Origin of the sequence: Gallaecimonas sp. GXIMD4217, from assembly GCF_038087665.1 — a bacterium.
GTDB lineage: Bacteria > Pseudomonadota > Gammaproteobacteria > Enterobacterales > Gallaecimonadaceae > Gallaecimonas.
In genome coordinates this window covers 375,053-389,796 of the sequence record NZ_CP149925.1, presented here as the reverse complement: position 1 = coordinate 389,796, position 14,744 = coordinate 375,053, and the positions used below count along the sequence as shown (strand labels likewise).

The following is a 14,744-nucleotide window of genomic DNA, read 5'->3' as shown; positions in this document are numbered from 1 at the left end:
TTGCCATGAAAATGAAGAATCTGATGAATGCCCTGCTGCTGGGCAGCGCCCTGACCATGACCGGCGTCCAGGCCGAACCTGTCCTGCTGGACAAGGTCGCCGCCGTGGTCGACCGGGGCGTGATCCTGGAGTCCGATGTCCGGGAACTGCTGAACAACATCAAGCGCAGTGCCGAGCAGGCCAAGCAGCCGCTGCCCTCCGAGAGCGTGCTGCGCACCCAGGCCCTGGACCGGCTGATCATGGAACAGCTGCAGCTGCAGATGGCCCAGCGTATCGGCCTGAAGATATCCGATGCCCAGCTGGACCAGACGGTACGCAACATCGCCGCCGACCAGGGCCTGACCCTGGAGCAGCTCAAGCGCGCCATCGAGAAGGACGGCGGCAACTATGCCCGCTACCGCGAGAACGTCCGTACCGAGCTGACCCTGGGTGAGGTGCGCCGCATCGCCGTCGGTCGTCGCATCCAGATCTCCCCCCAGGAGGTCGAGGCCATGGTCGCCCAGCTCAACGAGCAGGGCGCCGAGAACCTGGAATACCGCCTTGGCCACATCCTGATCCAGCTGCCCTCAGGTGCCGACTCCAAGGCCCTCAACGAGACCCGGGAGCGGGCCGAGAAGGTGCTGAAGCGCCTTGAGGACGGCGAGGACTTCGCCCGCCTGGCCATCCTGTCTTCCAGCGGCGCCAAGGCCCTGGAAGGGGGCGACCTGGGCTGGGTCAACGCCAACGAGGTGCCGACCCTGTTCGCCGACGCCCTCAAGGGCGCCAAGCAGGGCCAGATCATTGGGCCGCTGCGTTCCGGCGCCGGCTTCCATATCGTCAAGGTCAGCGACATGCGCGGCCTGGAAACGGTCGAGGTACAGGAGATCAACGCCCGCCACATCCTGATCAAGCCCTCCATCATCGTCAGCGACGATAAGGCCAGGGAGACCCTGGAAGAGCTGGCCGGGCAGATCAAGAGCGGCGAGATGAGCTTCGAGGAGGCCGCCAGGGAGCATTCCGAAGATCCGGGCTCGGCCCGCAAGGGCGGCGAGCTGGGCTGGTCCGATCCCAACATCTATGTGCCCGCCTTCAGGGACGCCCTGGCCAGGCTGCAGCCGGGCGAATACGCCGCCCCCTTCCGCTCCGTGCACGGCTGGCACCTGGTGCAGCTGATCGACCGCCGCACCACGGATGCCACCGACAAGGCCACCCAGGACAGGGCCTACCGCTTGCTGTTCAACCGCAAGTTCAACGAAGAGGCCATGGCCTGGTTGAGGGAGCTGCGTAACCAGGCCTATATCGACCTGCTGGAAGACGACGCCTGATGACACTGCGCATCGCCCTGACGCCGGGAGAGCCGGCGGGCATTGGCCCCGATCTGGCCATTGCCATAGCCCAGCAGGACTGGGACGCGGAGATCGTCGTCTGCGCCGACGAAAAAATGCTGACGGAAAGGGCCAGGCAACTGGCCCTTCCCCTTTCTTTGCGGCCCTATGATCCGGACCAGCCCCCCAGGCCGCAGCAGGCCGGCACCCTGACCCTGGCACCCTTCCAGACGGCGGTACCCGTGGTGCCGGGCAGCCTGGACGAGGCCAATGCCGGCTATGTGCTGGACACCCTGACCTTTGCCTGCCGGGGCAACATCAACGGCGACTTCGCCGCCGTGGTCACCGGACCGGTGCACAAGGGCATCATCAACCAGGCCGGCCATGCCTTCTCCGGCCACACCGAGTTCTTTGCCCAGCTGGCCGGCACCCCGGACGTGGTGATGATGCTGGCCACCGCCGGCCTGCGGGTGGCGCTGGTCACCACCCACATCCCCCTGGCCTATGTGGCCAAGGCCATCACCCCGGAGCGCCTGACCAAGGTGCTGAGGGTGCTGCACCGGGATCTGGTGGAAAAGTTCGATATCCCGGCGCCGCGCATCTATGTCTGCGGCCTCAACCCCCATGCCGGCGAAGGCGGCCACCTGGGCCGGGAGGAGCTGGACGTCATAGATCCGACCCTGGACGCCCTGCGCGGCGAAGGCATGGATCTGGTCGGCACCCTGCCCGCCGATACCTTGTTCCAGCCCAAGTACCTGGACGACGCCGACGCCGTGCTGGCCATGTACCACGACCAGGGCCTGCCGGTACTGAAACACAAGGGCTTCGGCGCCTCGGTCAACATCACCCTGGGGCTGCCCTTTATCCGTACTTCCGTGGACCACGGAACCGCCTTAGAATTGGCCGGTTCAGGCCAGGCCGACGCCGGCAGCCTGACACTCGCCGTATCCCAAGCCATCTCCCTCGCGGTCAGTAAAAAACATGAGTGACAAGGTTCATATGGGCCACAGGGCCCGCAAGCGCTTCGGCCAGAATTTCCTCCACGACCCGGCGGTGATCCGCCAGATCGTTTCCGCCATAGATCCCCGCCCGGAAGACGTCCTGGTGGAAATAGGTCCCGGCCTCGGCGCCCTCACCGAGCCGGTGCTGGAGCTGGCCGGCCACCTCAACGTGGTCGAGCTGGACCGGGATCTGGCCGACAGGCTCAAGAGCAACCCGCGGCTCAGCGTCCACCAGGGCGACGCACTGGAGTTCGACTTCAACCGGCTCATCGAGGCCGGCAAGCCGTTCAAGGTATTCGGCAACCTGCCCTACAACGTCTCCACGCCGCTGATCTTCCACCTGCTCCAGCACACCGACCAGATCACCCACATGCATTTCATGCTGCAAAAGGAAGTGGTGCAGCGCATGGCGGCCGGTCCCGGCAGCAAGCAGTACGGCCGCCTGTCGGTGATGACCCAGTACCACTGCCAGGTGATCCCGGTGCTGGAGGTGGGCCCGGGCGCCTTCAAGCCGGCCCCCAAGGTGGACTCGGCCGTGGTACGGCTGATCCCCCACCAGCAGAAGCCCTTCGTGGCCAGGGACGAGAAACGCCTCAACCAGGTGCTGCTGGAAGCCTTCAACCAGCGCCGCAAGACCATCCGCAACTGCTTCAAGAACCACTTCAGCGCCGAGGATCTCGAGGCCCTGGGCCTGAGCCCTACCGCCCGCCCCGAGCAGCTCAGCCTGGAGCAGTTCGTGCTGTTGGCCAATACCCTGGCCGACAAGATGGAGCGCGGTGCATGAGCCAGAAGCTGCACATCCAGGTGGTCACCCACTACCTGGATGACAGGTCCATCCCGGAAGAGGACAAGTACGTCTTCGCCTATACGGTCACCATCCGCAACCTGGGCACCGAGTCGGCCACCCTGCGCAACCGCCACTGGCTGATCACCGACGGCAACGGCAAGACCACCGAGGTCAATGGTGCCGGCGTGGTCGGCAAGGAGCCCAGCATCGCCGCCGGGGCCGAATTCAGCTATACCTCGGGCGCCGTACTGGAGAGCCCGGTGGGCACCATGGAAGGCTATTACGAGATGGAAGACGAAGCCGGCGAACGCTTTCGCACCCCCATCCCCATCTTCCGCCTGGCCGTGCCCAACGTGGTGAACTGATGGCCAACTATGTGGTTGGCGATATCCAGGGCTGCTTCGCGGAGCTGGAGAGGCTGCTGGCCCTGGTGGATTTCAGTCCTTCCCGGGACAAGCTCTGGGCGGTCGGTGATCTGGTCGCCAGGGGCCCGGAGTCGCTCAGGGTACTGGAACTGTTCATGGCCCTGGAAGGCGCCGCCGCCGTCAGCCTGGGCAACCACGACCTGCACCTGCTGGCCATATTGACCGGCCTCAAGCGGGCCAAGGCCGGCGATCGCCTGGATGCCATACTGGCCAGCCCCAGGCGTGCGGCCATCCAGCACTGGCTTCGCCACCAGCCCCTGGCGCTCTGGGACGAATCCCATCAGGTGCTGATCTCCCATGCCGGGCTGCCGCCGGGCTGGTCCCCTACCGACTGCCTGCAGCGCAGTGACGAAGTCGCCGAGGTGCTGCGCGGCCCACACTGGCAGGCTTTGCTGGCCGGCATGTACGGCAATGAGCCGGCCCTGTGGCAGGATGACCTCGAGGGCCAGCCAAGGCTGCGCCACATCATCAATGCCCTGACCCGGATGCGTTTTTGTCACCGGGACGGGCGCCTGGAGCTGACCCGCAAGGGCTCACCCGGCGGCGACGACCTGCTGCCCTGGTACGCCCTCCATGGCCGGCTGCCCTTCACCATCGCCTTTGGCCACTGGGCCGCCCTGGAAGGCCGTGCCGACCACCCCCAGGTTCGGGCCCTGGATACCGGCTGCGTCTGGGGCAAGGGCCTGACCCTGTGGCAGATGGAAAACGACCAGCGCTTTTTCCAGCCCAGCCTGAATTCGGCTAAATAATGGCGCTCCCCTGCCGATAACGGGTTTACAACCCAGGTTAGACAGCCTGTTACAACAACAATGCAAGGTTTAACATGGGCCCGTTGCTTGCATGCAATGTTCCCATCACAGCTGTTCTAGGGAGTAGCCAATGAATCTCACGGTAGCCAAGCGGATCGTCTTTGGCTTTGTGATCATCACCTTACTGCTGATCGTCAACGGCAGTATTTCACTTTCCAGCTTTACCAAGGTCGAACAGAGCACCCAGCGGGCCACCGAGCTGGCCATGAATGCCCTGGTCAGCTCCAGCCGGCTGCAGCAGCAGGCCAGCACTCTGGCCGAAGAGGGCCTGGCCGCCTTCTACAGCGGCGACACCAGCGAAATCGAGGCCCATAAGAAGCGCATCCTGATCCTGGAGCAGGACTTCCGGGAAACCCTTGCCGGCTTCGACCAGCTGGCCAAGGCCGAGCCCCAGCTTGCCGCCCCGGCCAAGGCGGTGTCCGCCACTTTCCAGTCACTGGAAGGGCAGCTTGGCCAACTTCTTGACGCCAAACTCAAGGCCCAGGCGCTGCGCAAGCAGCTGCAGGGCCAGTTGTCGGAGATAGAGGATCTGACCGACGATACCAGCACCTACCTGCTGGATCTCTACGACAGCGGCATCGAGTCCGGCCCCCAGGCCACCGCCAACAAGGTGGAAACGGCCCTGCTGTCCCTGGGCAGTACCAGCGTCGACTACGTCAAGTCGGAGACGGCCACCAAGGCCGAGACCATCAGTGGCGAGCTGAGCTTTATCCTGGGCGACATCAAGACCAATCTCGACTTCCTGAGCCGCCAGCTGGGCGACAACGACTACCTGCCCGATATCCGTGACGGCATCGAGAAACTGGATGCCCTGATCCTGACCGGTTCCGACAGCCTGGTCGGCGGTCATCAGGCCGAGCTGGCCGAGCTGGCCCGGGCCAGGACCGCCCTGGAGACCGAGCGCCAGAACATGGCCACCCTGGGCCAGCAGCTGGACGCCCTGCAGCAGGCCGCCAAGGACATCGCCAGCGATTCCCGCCAGCAGATCAACGACAGCGTCAGCTCCGCCAACAGCGTCACCACCCTGGTGATCATCGTCTCGGTGCTGGTGGCCAGTGCCATCGCCTGGTGGGTGGTGCGCTCCATCACCGTGCCCCTGGACAGAGTCAACCGCATGCTGAACGTCATTGCCTCCGGCGATCTCAGCAAGCGCCTGGACGACAGCGCCCAGGACGAGTTCGGCCTGCTGGCCCGCAACACCAACAGCCTGATCAACAGCCTGCGTTCCCTGATCGAGGGCATTTCCCAGGGCTCAACCCAACTGGCCGCCAGCGCCGAGCAGACCTCGGCCATCACCGCCCAGACCCGGGAGTCCATCCAGCAGCAGAAGGGCCAGGTGCACCAGGTGGCCACCGCCACCACCGAAATGTCCGCCAGCGCCGATCAGGTTACCCATGCCGCCGCCGAGACCCTGGAGTCGGTGCGCCGGGCCGATACCGAAGCGGAGCGGGTACGCCAGCTTTCCGCCGACAACAAAAGCACCATCCAGCAGCTGGCCGCCGAGGTGGAGGCCGCCTCCCAGGTCATCAACAAGCTGCATCAGGACAGCGCCAACATCGGCTCCATCCTGGACGTGATCCGCGGCATCGCCGAGCAGACCAACCTGCTGGCCCTCAACGCCGCCATCGAGGCGGCCCGGGCCGGCGAGCAGGGCCGCGGCTTCGCCGTGGTGGCAGACGAGGTCAGGACCCTGGCGTCCCGTACCCAGCAGTCCACCCAGGAGATCCAGGCCATGATCGAAGCCCTCCAGGCCGGCGCCGAGCAGGCCGTGGCCGCCATGGAGCAGGGGCAGTTCCAGGCCGAGAGCTGCGTGAACAAGTCGGAACAGGCCGATCTGGCCCTGTCCCACATCACCGAGGCGGTCCACGATGCCAGGGACAAGAGCGAGCACATCGCCCAGGCCGCCCAGGAGCAGGGCGTGGTGGCCCAGGAGATCAGCGCCAACCTGGACGGTATCGTTGGCATTGCCGAGGAGACCACCGAAGGGGCCGAACAGACCGCCGCCTCCAGCGAGCAGGTCGCCAGGCTCGCCGAGGAGCTGCAGCAGTCGGTGCAGCGATTCAGGCTGAGCTGAGCCTCAGCAAAGGGCGCCTTGGCGCCCATACAAAAAAGGCGGCCATTGGCCGCCTTTTTTAATCCTGATACGCAAGGTGATCAGTTGATACGATCCTTGATGGCCGCCGCGGTAGCGGAACCGGCAAAACCATTGGCCTCGGCCCAGGCCAGCACGGTCTGGCCGTCAGCCTCGGGCTCGGCCAGGGTGGAGCCGGGGATCTTCTTGGCCATGAACTCGCCCACGTCGTCGGCACTGGCGGTCATGGCGAAACGCAGCAGGCTTTCGCCGTTGCATTTGACGCCGTCATAGAGGTTGCGCAGGCGGACACCGGAGTCCTTCAGTTTTGAGCGGAGACGGTTCTTGTCGTTGGCAGCAACATAATCACAGATGCTGGCGACCAGCTGTTCGGCATTGGCATGGGCGGGAGCGGGTTGCCAAGCAACGCCGACCAGCATAGCCACAGCGGCAATTTTCATTGTTTTCATGGGACAACCTTTCTGGAACAAAGATAGCAAGTAGCACATGCCATCCTAACAAGCCGCTTACCCGCACTCAATCGGTCTGCGCTAAAGTGCCTTGGCCCATGCGTTCAAAGGTGATAAAGGTCAAATTGTAACCGTTGCGGTCGTCGGCGTGATGCTCACTTCGTTCCAGCTCCCGCCAGCTACCGGCCGACTGCCAGTCGGGAAAACGGGTGTCGCCGTCGAGGTCGGCATCGATCAAGGTCAGGTACAGGCGCTGGGCCCTGGGCAGCAGCTGCTGGTAGATCTGGCCGCCGCCGATCACCATCACCTCCGCCACGCCGCTGCAGCTTGCCAGGGCCGCTTCCACGCTGGTGAAGGTCTCCACCCCCTCGATATGCAGATCGGGCTGCCGACTCACCACCAGGTTGCGCCTGCCCGGCAATGGCCGGCCTATGCTGGCAAAGGTCTTGCGGCCCATCAGCACCGGCTTGCCCAGGGTCACGGCCTTGAAGTGTTTGAGATCGGCCGGCAGGTGCCAGGGCATCTGGTTGTCCTTGCCGATGATGCGGTCATGGGCCATGGCGGCCACCAGGGAGAGGATCATATGCTGCGTTCTGTGGTCACAAGTGAGCGCAGCTTAACAAAAAAAGCCGCGCTGGGCAGCGCGGCTTCTGGGAGCGAGATCAGGGCTGGTAGATGATTTCCACATCGTGGTCATCATCGTCGTCATCCCAGTCATCGTCATCATCGTCGTCGTGCTCTTCGGCCAGCTGCTCCTGGTGGTAGTCATCCCACTTGAAGCTGACTTCCTTGGCTTCTTCCTGCTGGGCTTCCTCTTCCTTGGGCAGGCTGTCCAGGAACTGCATCAGCTCGTTGCAGAGCTCGTCGGTGCCCTGCTTGTTGAAGGCGGAGATCTGGAACACAGGCCCCTCGTAACCCAGGGCATCCTGGATCTCGTGGCAGCGTTCCTCCAGCTCCTCCTCGAGCATGAGGTCGATCTTGTTGAACACCAGCCAGCGCGGCTTTTCGGCCAGCTTCGGCGAGTACTTCTGCAGCTCGTCGAGGATGATCAGGGCGTTTTCCACCGGATCCGAGCCGTCGAAGGGCTCGACGTCGATGAAGTGCAGCAGCACCCGGCAGCGCTCCAGGTGGCGCAGGAACTGGAAGCCCAGACCGGCACCTTCGGCGGCCCCTTCGATCAGGCCGGGGATGTCGGCCAGCACGAAGCTGCTCTGGGGACCTGGCCTGACCACGCCCAGGTTGGGCACCAGGGTGGTGAAGGGGTAATCCGCCACCTTGGGCTTGGCCGCCGACACCGAGCGGATGAAGGTGGACTTGCCGGCATTGGGCATGCCCAACAGGCCCACGTCGGCCAGCAGCAGCAGCTCCAGCTTGAGGCTGCGCACCTCGCCCGGCGTGCCCAGGGTACGCTTGCGTGGCGCCCTGTTGGTGGAGGACTTGAATCTGGTGTTGCCGAGGCCGTGGTAGCCACCCTTGGCCACCAGCAGGCGCTGGCCGTGCTTGGTGACCTCGCCGACCACTTCGCCGGTCTCTTCGTCTGTGGCGCGGGTACCCACGGGCACGGCCAGGGTCAGATCCTTGCCGCGACGACCGGTACAGTTGCTGGACTTGCCGTTCTCGCCGCGCTCCGCCTTATGAAAGCGCTCGAAGCGGTAGTCGATCAGGGTGTTGAGGTTCTCGTCGGCCTGGATGTAAACATCGCCGCCGTCGCCACCGTCTCCCCCATCCGGGCCACCCTTGGGGATGTACTTCTCCCGGCGGAAGCTGACGATACCGTTACCGCCGTCGCCGGCGTCGACCCGGATGACAGCTTCATCAACAAATTTCATAGTGCAATCGTCTCCTCAAAGGATCCTTAGCATAGGACGGAGCATAACAAAAAGCCCCGCTCTGGGCGGGGCTTTCAAGCGGTGAGCAGCGACTTATTCGGTAACGATGCTCACGAACTTGCGGTTCTTGGGACCCTTCACTTCGAACTTCACTTTGCCATCGGCAGTAGCGAACAGAGTGTGGTCTTTGCCCACGCCTACGTTGTCACCGGCGTGGAACTTGGTGCCACGCTGGCGAACGATGATGTTGCCGGCCAGTACGGATTCACCGCCGTAGCGCTTAACACCCAGGCGTTTGCTTTCGGAATCGCGACCGTTACGAGTAGAACCGGCTGCCTTTTTGTGTGCCATGCTGAGTTACTCCTTACTTAGGCGCTGATGCCAGTGATCTTGACTTCAGTGAACCACTGACGGTGGCCCATCTGCTTGCGAGAGTGCTTACGGCGACGGAACTTGACGATCTTGACCTTCTTGCCACGACCGTGAGCTACGACTTCAGCAGTAACCTTGCTGCCGTCAACGTAAGGGGCGCCAACTTTGACTTCTTCGCCGTTGGCAACCATCAGCACCTTGTCGAAATCGACGGCAGCGCCGGTTTCCAGGTCAAGCTTCTCCAGGCGAACAACATCGCCCTCAGCTACACGGTGTTGCTTACCGCCACTTTGGATAACCGCGTACATGGATAGTTACTCCGTATTCTGTCCGCACCGGCATGAAAACGGGTGCGCTTAAAACCTTACAATAGGGCGCGTATTCTACAGAAGAGGGACTGGCGCGGCAAGTCGATCACCAATAAAAAGTCGAAAAAACGTCCAGCCCGCCAGCATCCGCAGACGGCGCCGGCCAGCCTACCCCGGTCAGGATGTTAACCCCCTTCCCTTTGGTGTAAGATGGCCGCCAATTGCCGTCCAGAATACAGGCCTTGCGCAGCCTTTAGAAGCGAAAGATGGACATCAACCAGATCCGCGAACTCAGCGCCGCCGACATGGCGGCCGTGAACGAAGCCATTTCGGAACAACTGAGTTCCGACGTTGCCCTCATCAACCAGCTTGGTTTCTACATCGTCAATGCCGGCGGCAAGCGGCTGCGCCCCATGCTGGCGGTACTGGCCGCCAGGGCCCTTGGCTATGAAGGTGACAAGCACGTCAAGCTGGCCACCATAGTGGAGTTCATCCACACCGCCACCCTGCTCCACGACGACGTGGTCGACGAATCCACCCTGCGCCGGGGCCGGGAAACCGCCAATGCCCTGTTCGGCAACCAGGCCTCGGTACTGGTGGGCGACTTCCTCTATACCCGAGCCTTCCAGATGATGGTGGATCTGGACTCCATGAAGGTGATGCGGATCCTGGCCGATGCCACCAATGTCATCGCCGAAGGGGAAGTAATGCAGCTGATGAACTGCAACGACCCCGACACCACCGAAGCGCGCTACCTGGACGTCATCTACTGCAAGACGGCCAAGCTGTTCGAGGCCGCCACCCGCCTGGCGGCCGTCATCAATGGCAACGACGAGACCATCGAGCAGGGCCTGCAGGACTACGGCATGTACCTGGGCACCGCCTTCCAGCTCATCGACGATCTGCTCGACTACGATGCCGATGCCGCCGAGCTGGGCAAGAACCTGGGCGACGACCTGGCCGAGGGCAAACCGACCCTGCCGCTGCTGCACGCCATGAGCCATGGCAGTGAAGAGCAGGCGGCGCTGATCCGCAGCGCCATCGAGAAAGGCGACGGTCGCGAGCTGCTGGAGCCCATCCTGGCCGCCATGCAGCAGCACGGCTCCCTGGACTACACCTACCGGCGGGCCGTGGAAGAGTCCGAGAAGGCCATTGCCGCCCTGGCGGTGCTGCCGGACAGCCCCTACAAGGAGGCCCTGGCCGCCCTGGCCCGTATCGCCGTGGAAAGGCGCAGCTAGTCTCGAAGAAAAAGACGAAAAGGAGCCTGAAGGCTCCTTTTTTCATGGCACAAAAAAGGCGCCGCAAGGCGCCTTTTCCGGACTCGTCCCACCTTAGGCGTTGACGAATTCCTCACCGATGGTGATGTCCTTCTTCAGGGTGTCCAGCATGCCGCTGAGGGCATCGGCTTCGAAGGCGGAGATGTCGCCGTAGGACAGCACTTCTTCGACACCCTTCTTGCCTAGGCGCACAGGCTGGGCGAAGAAGCGGGCGTGCTCGGAGCCGCCTTCCACATAGGCGCACTCGACAACACCTTCTTCACCGCTCAGGGCGCGGACCAGGTTCAGGCCGAAACGGGCCGCGGCCTGACCCATGGACAGGGTAGCGGAGCCGCCACCGGCCTTGGCTTCAACAACCTCGGTACCGGCATTCTGGATGCGGTGGGTCAGGGAGGCGATTTCCTCGTCGGAGAAATCCAGGCCCAGCTGGCTCAGCAGCGGCAGTATGGTCACGCCGGAGTGGCCGCCGATGACGTTGATCTTGACGTCGGCCGGGTTCAGGCCCTTGGCTTCGGCAACGAAGGTTTCGGCGCGGATCACGTCCAGGGTGGTCACACCGAACAGGCGGTTCTTGTCGTAAACGCCCTTGGCCTTCAGGGTCTCGGCGGCGATGGCGACGGTGGTGTTGACCGGGTTGGTGATGATACCAATCATGGCCTTGGGGCAGTGGTCGGCGATGCCTTCCACCAGGGTACGGACGATACCGGCGTTGACGTTGAACAGGTCAGCGCGGTCCATGCCCGGCTTGCGGGGTACACCGGCGGGGATCAGCACCACGTCGGCACCGGTCAGGGCGGCCTGCAGGTCGTCCTTGCCGAAACCTTTCACCTTGACGGCGGTGGGGATGTGGCTCAGGTCGACGGCAACACCGGGGACAACCGGGGCGACATCATAGAGGGCCAGTTCGGAACCAGCGGGCAGCTGGGTCTTGAGCAGCAGGGACAGGGCCTGACCGATACCACCGGCGGCGCCAAGAACGGCTACTTTCATTGCATTTTCTCCCATGTAGTGGACCTGTTCAGGTTCGCGCAGCACCTTACTGGATCGGTCGTTAAAAAACAATCAGCGCCAGGTGGAAGGGTCTTGAAGGGGATGTAAATCAATGGCCGGGCATGTAGCGCTCGAGGATGCGCTCCAGCTCACCGGACGCCTCCAGGGCATCCAGTCCGTCGTTGACCAGTTCCAACAGCGCCTCGTTGTCCTGATTGACGGCAATGCCCATGCCGCGCCCGAAGTGACGCAGGCTGCGCACCTTGTTGCCGACGATGCGCAGCTGCTGGCCGCCCCGGTTCTCGAGCCAGGCGGTGGCCACCAGGCGGTCGGCGAAGACGGCGCTGATCCGGCCCTGCTTCAATGCCTGCAGGGCGTCGCTGTAGGTCTCGAAGTGAATGATGTTCCACTTTTTCTCGGCGATGAGGTAGGCCATGTGGCTGGAGCCGTTCTGCACCCCTATGTCGCCGCCCAGGGCCGAGGCGGTGGGCAGCTTGGCCAGGGTCACATAGACCGCCTCGTTGCGGTAATAGGGATCGGAAAAGGCCACCTGGGCGCGGCGCTCAGAGGTGATGTCCAGGGCGGCAATGGCCATGTCCACCCGGCCCTCTTCCACGTCATCCAGCAGGCTGTCGAAGGGCCTGTCCTGGATGTCGCAGATCCTTTTGATCTGCCGGCACAGGGCTCGGGCGATCTCGATGTCGATGCCCACCACCTGGCCGTCTTGGGCCACATAGGCAAAAGGCCTATAGGTGGTTTCAGTGGCAACGATCAGGGCCTTGGGCTCGACCTTGGCAAGGGCGGAGCCACAATACAGCAGGCCGGCGACGGCACTGAACAGCAGGGCAGCGGCTTTAGGCAAGTCGAATTCACTCCGTTTTAACATTCTCGGCAGACCATGGCCCCCAAGGGGGGACCTCATGGTAAGATCCCGGAACCAGAACGACAATAATGATGAATGAGATCCCAAAGGACAAGGCATGGCTAACCCTACCCAGGAAGCACTGGTCAAAGCATTCAAGCAACTGCTCAAGGAAGAAAGCTGCGGTTCCCAAAGCGAGATCGTCAAGGCCCTGCAGGCCCAGGGCTTCGACAACATCAGCCAATCCAAGGTCTCGCGGATGCTGACCAAGTTCGGCGCCGTGCGTACCCGCAACGCCCGCCAGGAGATGGTCTACTGCCTGCCCCCGGAGCTTGGCGTGCCCACCGCCTCCAGCCAGCTCAAGCAGCTGGTGCTGGACATAGACCACAACGAGTCGGTGGTGGTGATCAAGACCAGTCCCGGCTCTGCCCAGCTCATTGCCCGCCTGCTGGACTCCTTCACCAAGGCCGACGGTATCCTCGGCACCATAGCAGGTGACGACACCATACTGGTGGCCCCCACCAAGGTCTCCCAGCTGGACAAGACCCTGCAGATGCTGCAGGAGCTGTTCCGCTGAAAAGGGGCCATCGGCCCCTTTTTCTCAACTGCGCTTGAGGGTGACGAACTCCGGGTAAGCGTCTATGCCGCAGTCGCTCTTGTCCATGCCGGCCAGCTCGTCCTCCTCGCTGACCCGGATCCCGAAACTCTTCTTCAGCCCCCACCAGGCCGCCAGCGAACTCAGGAACACCCAGCCGCCGATGGCCAGCAGGCCCAGCACCTGCACCCGCAGGCTGGCCTCGTCGTTGCTGAGTGGCACCAGCAGCACGCCCAGGGCGCCGCAGACACCGTGCACCGAAATGGCGCCGACCGGATCGTCGATGCGCAGCCGGTCGATGAAGGTGATGGCCGGCACCACCAGCAGGCCTGCCAGGGCGCCTATGGCCGCCGCCCCCAGCAGGCTGGGCGACAGCGGATCGGCGGTGATGGCCACCAGGGCCCCCAGGGCACCGTTGAGGATCATGGTCAGATCCGCCTTGCCCCAACGCAGCTTGCAGTAGGCCATGGCCGCCAGCACCCCGGCCGCCGCCGCCGAGTTGGTGTTGACGAAGATGGTCGCCACGGCACTGGCGTCTTCCCGGCTGGCCAAGGCCAGCTGGGAACCGCCGTTGAAGCCCAGCCAGCCCATCCACAGGATCAGGGTGCCCAGGGCCGCCAGCGGCATGTTGGAACCCGGTATGGGGTAGATGCGGCCGTCGCGGCCGTACTTGCCCTTGCGGGGCCCCAGCAGCAACACCCCGGCCAGGGCGGCGCTGGCCCCGGCCAGGTGCACTATGGCACTGCCGGCAAAGTCCACGAAACCCAGTTTGGCCAGGGCGCCGCCGCCCCAGGTCCAGAAACCCTCCACCGGGTACAAGAGCCCGGTCAGGATCAGGCAGAACAGCAGGAAGCTGGACAGCTTCATGCGCTCGGCCACGGCGCCGGAAACGATGGACATGGTGGTGGCCACGAACACCGCCTGGAAGAAGAAGTCCGCTCCCAGGGCGTGGCCGGCGTCGCCCCCCTCCTGCCCCACCCCGGCGAACCAGGCCGGCAGCCAGGCGCCCTCGGCATTGCCCTGGTACATCAGGCCGTAACCCCACAGCAGGTAGGTCAGGCAGGCAATGGCATAGAGGCAGAGGTTCTTGGTGAGGATCTCTGTGGTGTTCTTGGCCCGCACCATGCCGGCCTCCAGCATGGTGAAGCCGGCGGCCATCCACATGACCAGGGCGCCGCAGACCAGCAGGAAAAAGGTGTTGATGATGTATTCCATGGCGTCTCTCCTCAGATGGCGTCCTGATCCCGTTCACCGGTGCGGATCCGCACCACCGTCTCCAGCTCCTGGACCCAGATCTTGCCGTCGCCGACCCGGCCGGTCTGGGCCGCCTCCTGGATGGCCTCCAGCACGGCATCTGTGTGCTCGGCCTGGACCAGCACATCCAGCTGCACCTTGGGCAGGAAATCGATGCGGTATTCGGCGCCCCGGTAGAGCTCGGTGTGGCCGCGCTGGCGACCGAAGCCGCGCACTTCCGAAATGGTCAGTCCGCTGACCCCCACCTCGCTGAGGGCTTCACGGACGTCGTCCAGCTTGAACGGTTTGATGATGGCGGTGACCCTTTTCATGGCCTGTTCTCCCTGTGGTTTGGGAAAGAACAGACAAGAGCCGTGCCAGAGAAGAGAACCCCTTAAGGTTCAAAGAGTT

At 63.6% G+C, this 14,744-nt stretch carries 17 protein-coding genes; 8 read left to right on the top strand and 9 right to left on the bottom strand.

The annotated features are described in order from the left end of the window. Positions 1 to 5 precede the first annotated feature (5 nt). The 6 genes from surA (at position 6) to WDB71_RS01930 (ending at position 6,400) form a co-directional block, all read left to right on the top strand. On the top strand, positions 6 to 1,304 hold the full coding sequence (gene surA / locus WDB71_RS01955; RefSeq protein ID WP_341502974.1) for a peptidylprolyl isomerase SurA: 1,299 nt from the start codon (positions 6 to 8) through the stop codon (positions 1,302 to 1,304). Then, on the top strand, positions 1,304 to 2,293 hold the full coding sequence (gene pdxA / locus WDB71_RS01950; RefSeq protein ID WP_341502973.1) for a 4-hydroxythreonine-4-phosphate dehydrogenase PdxA: 990 nt from the start codon (positions 1,304 to 1,306) through the stop codon (positions 2,291 to 2,293). The genes surA and pdxA overlap by 1 nt, the downstream gene beginning before the upstream one ends. Then, positions 2,286 to 3,089, top strand: a complete 804-nt coding sequence (rsmA, locus tag WDB71_RS01945) for a 16S rRNA (adenine(1518)-N(6)/adenine(1519)-N(6))-dimethyltransferase RsmA (RefSeq protein WP_341502972.1) — start codon at positions 2,286 to 2,288, stop codon at positions 3,087 to 3,089. The genes pdxA and rsmA overlap by 8 nt, the downstream gene beginning before the upstream one ends. Then, positions 3,086 to 3,457, top strand: coding sequence for a Co2+/Mg2+ efflux protein ApaG (apaG, locus tag WDB71_RS01940; RefSeq protein ID WP_341502971.1), 372 nt, complete (start codon positions 3,086 to 3,088; stop codon positions 3,455 to 3,457). Before rsmA ends, apaG begins: the two co-directional genes overlap by 4 nt. After that, the gene (locus WDB71_RS01935; protein WP_341502970.1) at positions 3,457 to 4,266 is read left to right on the top strand and encodes a symmetrical bis(5'-nucleosyl)-tetraphosphatase; all 810 of its coding nucleotides are present in this window, start codon (positions 3,457 to 3,459) and stop codon (positions 4,264 to 4,266) included. The genes apaG and WDB71_RS01935 overlap by 1 nt, the downstream gene beginning before the upstream one ends. A 130-nt stretch (positions 4,267 to 4,396) precedes the next feature. Further along, positions 4,397 to 6,400, top strand: a complete 2,004-nt coding sequence (locus WDB71_RS01930) for a methyl-accepting chemotaxis protein (RefSeq protein WP_341502969.1) — start codon at positions 4,397 to 4,399, stop codon at positions 6,398 to 6,400. Positions 6,401 to 6,480: 80 nt separating this feature from the next. On the opposite strand, the gene WDB71_RS01925 is transcribed toward WDB71_RS01930, so the two are convergent. The 5 genes from WDB71_RS01925 to rplU form a co-directional block, all read right to left on the bottom strand. Next, positions 6,481 to 6,867 carry a DUF3718 domain-containing protein gene (locus WDB71_RS01925; RefSeq protein WP_341502968.1) on the bottom strand — a complete coding sequence of 129 codons (387 nt, stop codon included), beginning with the start codon at positions 6,865 to 6,867 and terminating at the stop codon, positions 6,481 to 6,483. A 67-nt stretch (positions 6,868 to 6,934) separates the two neighbouring features. Beyond that, a complete protein-coding gene (gene folA / locus WDB71_RS01920; protein WP_341502967.1) occupies positions 6,935 to 7,450 on the bottom strand; it encodes a type 3 dihydrofolate reductase in 516 nt (171 codons plus the stop codon). 79 nt (positions 7,451 to 7,529) lie between these two features. Then, the gene (cgtA, locus tag WDB71_RS01915; RefSeq protein WP_341502966.1) at positions 7,530 to 8,696 is read right to left on the bottom strand and encodes an Obg family GTPase CgtA; all 1,167 of its coding nucleotides are present in this window, start codon (positions 8,694 to 8,696) and stop codon (positions 7,530 to 7,532) included. 93 nt (positions 8,697 to 8,789) lie between these two features. After that, the gene (rpmA, locus tag WDB71_RS01910; RefSeq protein ID WP_341502965.1) at positions 8,790 to 9,047 is read right to left on the bottom strand and encodes a 50S ribosomal protein L27; all 258 of its coding nucleotides are present in this window, start codon (positions 9,045 to 9,047) and stop codon (positions 8,790 to 8,792) included. 17 nt (positions 9,048 to 9,064) lie between these two features. After that, positions 9,065 to 9,376, bottom strand: a complete 312-nt coding sequence (rplU, locus tag WDB71_RS01905; RefSeq protein ID WP_341502964.1) for a 50S ribosomal protein L21 — start codon at positions 9,374 to 9,376, stop codon at positions 9,065 to 9,067. 266 nt (positions 9,377 to 9,642) lie between these two features. On the opposite strand from rplU, the gene ispB reads away from it, so the two are divergent. Continuing rightward, positions 9,643 to 10,614: an octaprenyl diphosphate synthase gene (gene ispB / locus WDB71_RS01900; RefSeq protein ID WP_341502963.1), complete on the top strand. Its 972-nt coding sequence runs from the start codon at positions 9,643 to 9,645 to the stop codon at positions 10,612 to 10,614. A gap of 93 nt (positions 10,615 to 10,707) precedes the next feature. Here ispB and mdh read toward each other — a convergent pair whose 3' ends face one another. Further along, a complete protein-coding gene (mdh, locus tag WDB71_RS01895; protein WP_341502962.1) occupies positions 10,708 to 11,643 on the bottom strand; it encodes a malate dehydrogenase in 936 nt (311 codons plus the stop codon). A gap of 109 nt (positions 11,644 to 11,752) precedes the next feature. Further along, complete coding sequence (locus WDB71_RS01890; protein WP_341502961.1) at positions 11,753 to 12,505, bottom strand: transporter substrate-binding domain-containing protein; 753 nt, start codon at positions 12,503 to 12,505, stop codon at positions 11,753 to 11,755. A 118-nt stretch (positions 12,506 to 12,623) separates the two neighbouring features. Here WDB71_RS01890 and argR point away from each other — a divergent pair, with 118 nt between their 5' ends. Then, positions 12,624 to 13,082, top strand: a complete 459-nt coding sequence (gene argR, locus WDB71_RS01885; RefSeq protein WP_341502960.1) for a transcriptional regulator ArgR — start codon at positions 12,624 to 12,626, stop codon at positions 13,080 to 13,082. Positions 13,083 to 13,106: 24 nt separating this feature from the next. Here argR and WDB71_RS01880 read toward each other — a convergent pair whose 3' ends face one another. Both WDB71_RS01880 and WDB71_RS01875 read right to left on the bottom strand, forming a co-directional pair. Further along, positions 13,107 to 14,315, bottom strand: coding sequence for an ammonium transporter (locus WDB71_RS01880; protein WP_341502959.1), 1,209 nt, complete (start codon positions 14,313 to 14,315; stop codon positions 13,107 to 13,109). A gap of 11 nt (positions 14,316 to 14,326) precedes the next feature. Next, a complete protein-coding gene (locus tag WDB71_RS01875) occupies positions 14,327 to 14,665 on the bottom strand; it encodes a P-II family nitrogen regulator (protein WP_341502958.1) in 339 nt (112 codons plus the stop codon). Positions 14,666 to 14,744 lie beyond the last annotated feature (79 nt).

Excerpts from the sequence above, each read along its gene's own strand:
- argR (WP_341502960.1), top strand. The coding sequence starts at position 12,624 with ATGGCTAACCCTACCCAGGAAGCACTGGTCAAAGCATTCAAGCAACTG.
- WDB71_RS01880 (WP_341502959.1), bottom strand. The coding sequence starts at position 14,315 with ATGGAATACATCATCAACACCTTTTTCCTGCTGGTCTGCGGCGCCCTG.
- apaG (WP_341502971.1), top strand. The coding sequence starts at position 3,086 with ATGAGCCAGAAGCTGCACATCCAGGTGGTCACCCACTACCTGGATGAC.
- mdh (WP_341502962.1), bottom strand. The coding sequence starts at position 11,643 with ATGAAAGTAGCCGTTCTTGGCGCCGCCGGTGGTATCGGTCAGGCCCTG.
- WDB71_RS01935 (WP_341502970.1), top strand. The coding sequence starts at position 3,457 with ATGGCCAACTATGTGGTTGGCGATATCCAGGGCTGCTTCGCGGAGCTG.
- WDB71_RS01925 (WP_341502968.1), bottom strand. The coding sequence starts at position 6,867 with ATGAAAACAATGAAAATTGCCGCTGTGGCTATGCTGGTCGGCGTTGCT.
- cgtA (WP_341502966.1), bottom strand. The coding sequence starts at position 8,696 with ATGAAATTTGTTGATGAAGCTGTCATCCGGGTCGACGCCGGCGACGGC.
- rplU (WP_341502964.1), bottom strand. The coding sequence starts at position 9,376 with ATGTACGCGGTTATCCAAAGTGGCGGTAAGCAACACCGTGTAGCTGAG.
- ispB (WP_341502963.1), top strand. The coding sequence starts at position 9,643 with ATGGACATCAACCAGATCCGCGAACTCAGCGCCGCCGACATGGCGGCC.
- surA (WP_341502974.1), top strand. The coding sequence starts at position 6 with ATGAAAATGAAGAATCTGATGAATGCCCTGCTGCTGGGCAGCGCCCTG.
- WDB71_RS01930 (WP_341502969.1), top strand. The coding sequence starts at position 4,397 with ATGAATCTCACGGTAGCCAAGCGGATCGTCTTTGGCTTTGTGATCATC.
- pdxA (WP_341502973.1), top strand. The coding sequence starts at position 1,304 with ATGACACTGCGCATCGCCCTGACGCCGGGAGAGCCGGCGGGCATTGGC.
- folA (WP_341502967.1), bottom strand. The coding sequence starts at position 7,450 with ATGATCCTCTCCCTGGTGGCCGCCATGGCCCATGACCGCATCATCGGC.
- rpmA (WP_341502965.1), bottom strand. The coding sequence starts at position 9,047 with ATGGCACACAAAAAGGCAGCCGGTTCTACTCGTAACGGTCGCGATTCC.
- rsmA (WP_341502972.1), top strand. The coding sequence starts at position 2,286 with ATGAGTGACAAGGTTCATATGGGCCACAGGGCCCGCAAGCGCTTCGGC.
- WDB71_RS01875 (WP_341502958.1), bottom strand. The coding sequence starts at position 14,665 with ATGAAAAGGGTCACCGCCATCATCAAACCGTTCAAGCTGGACGACGTC.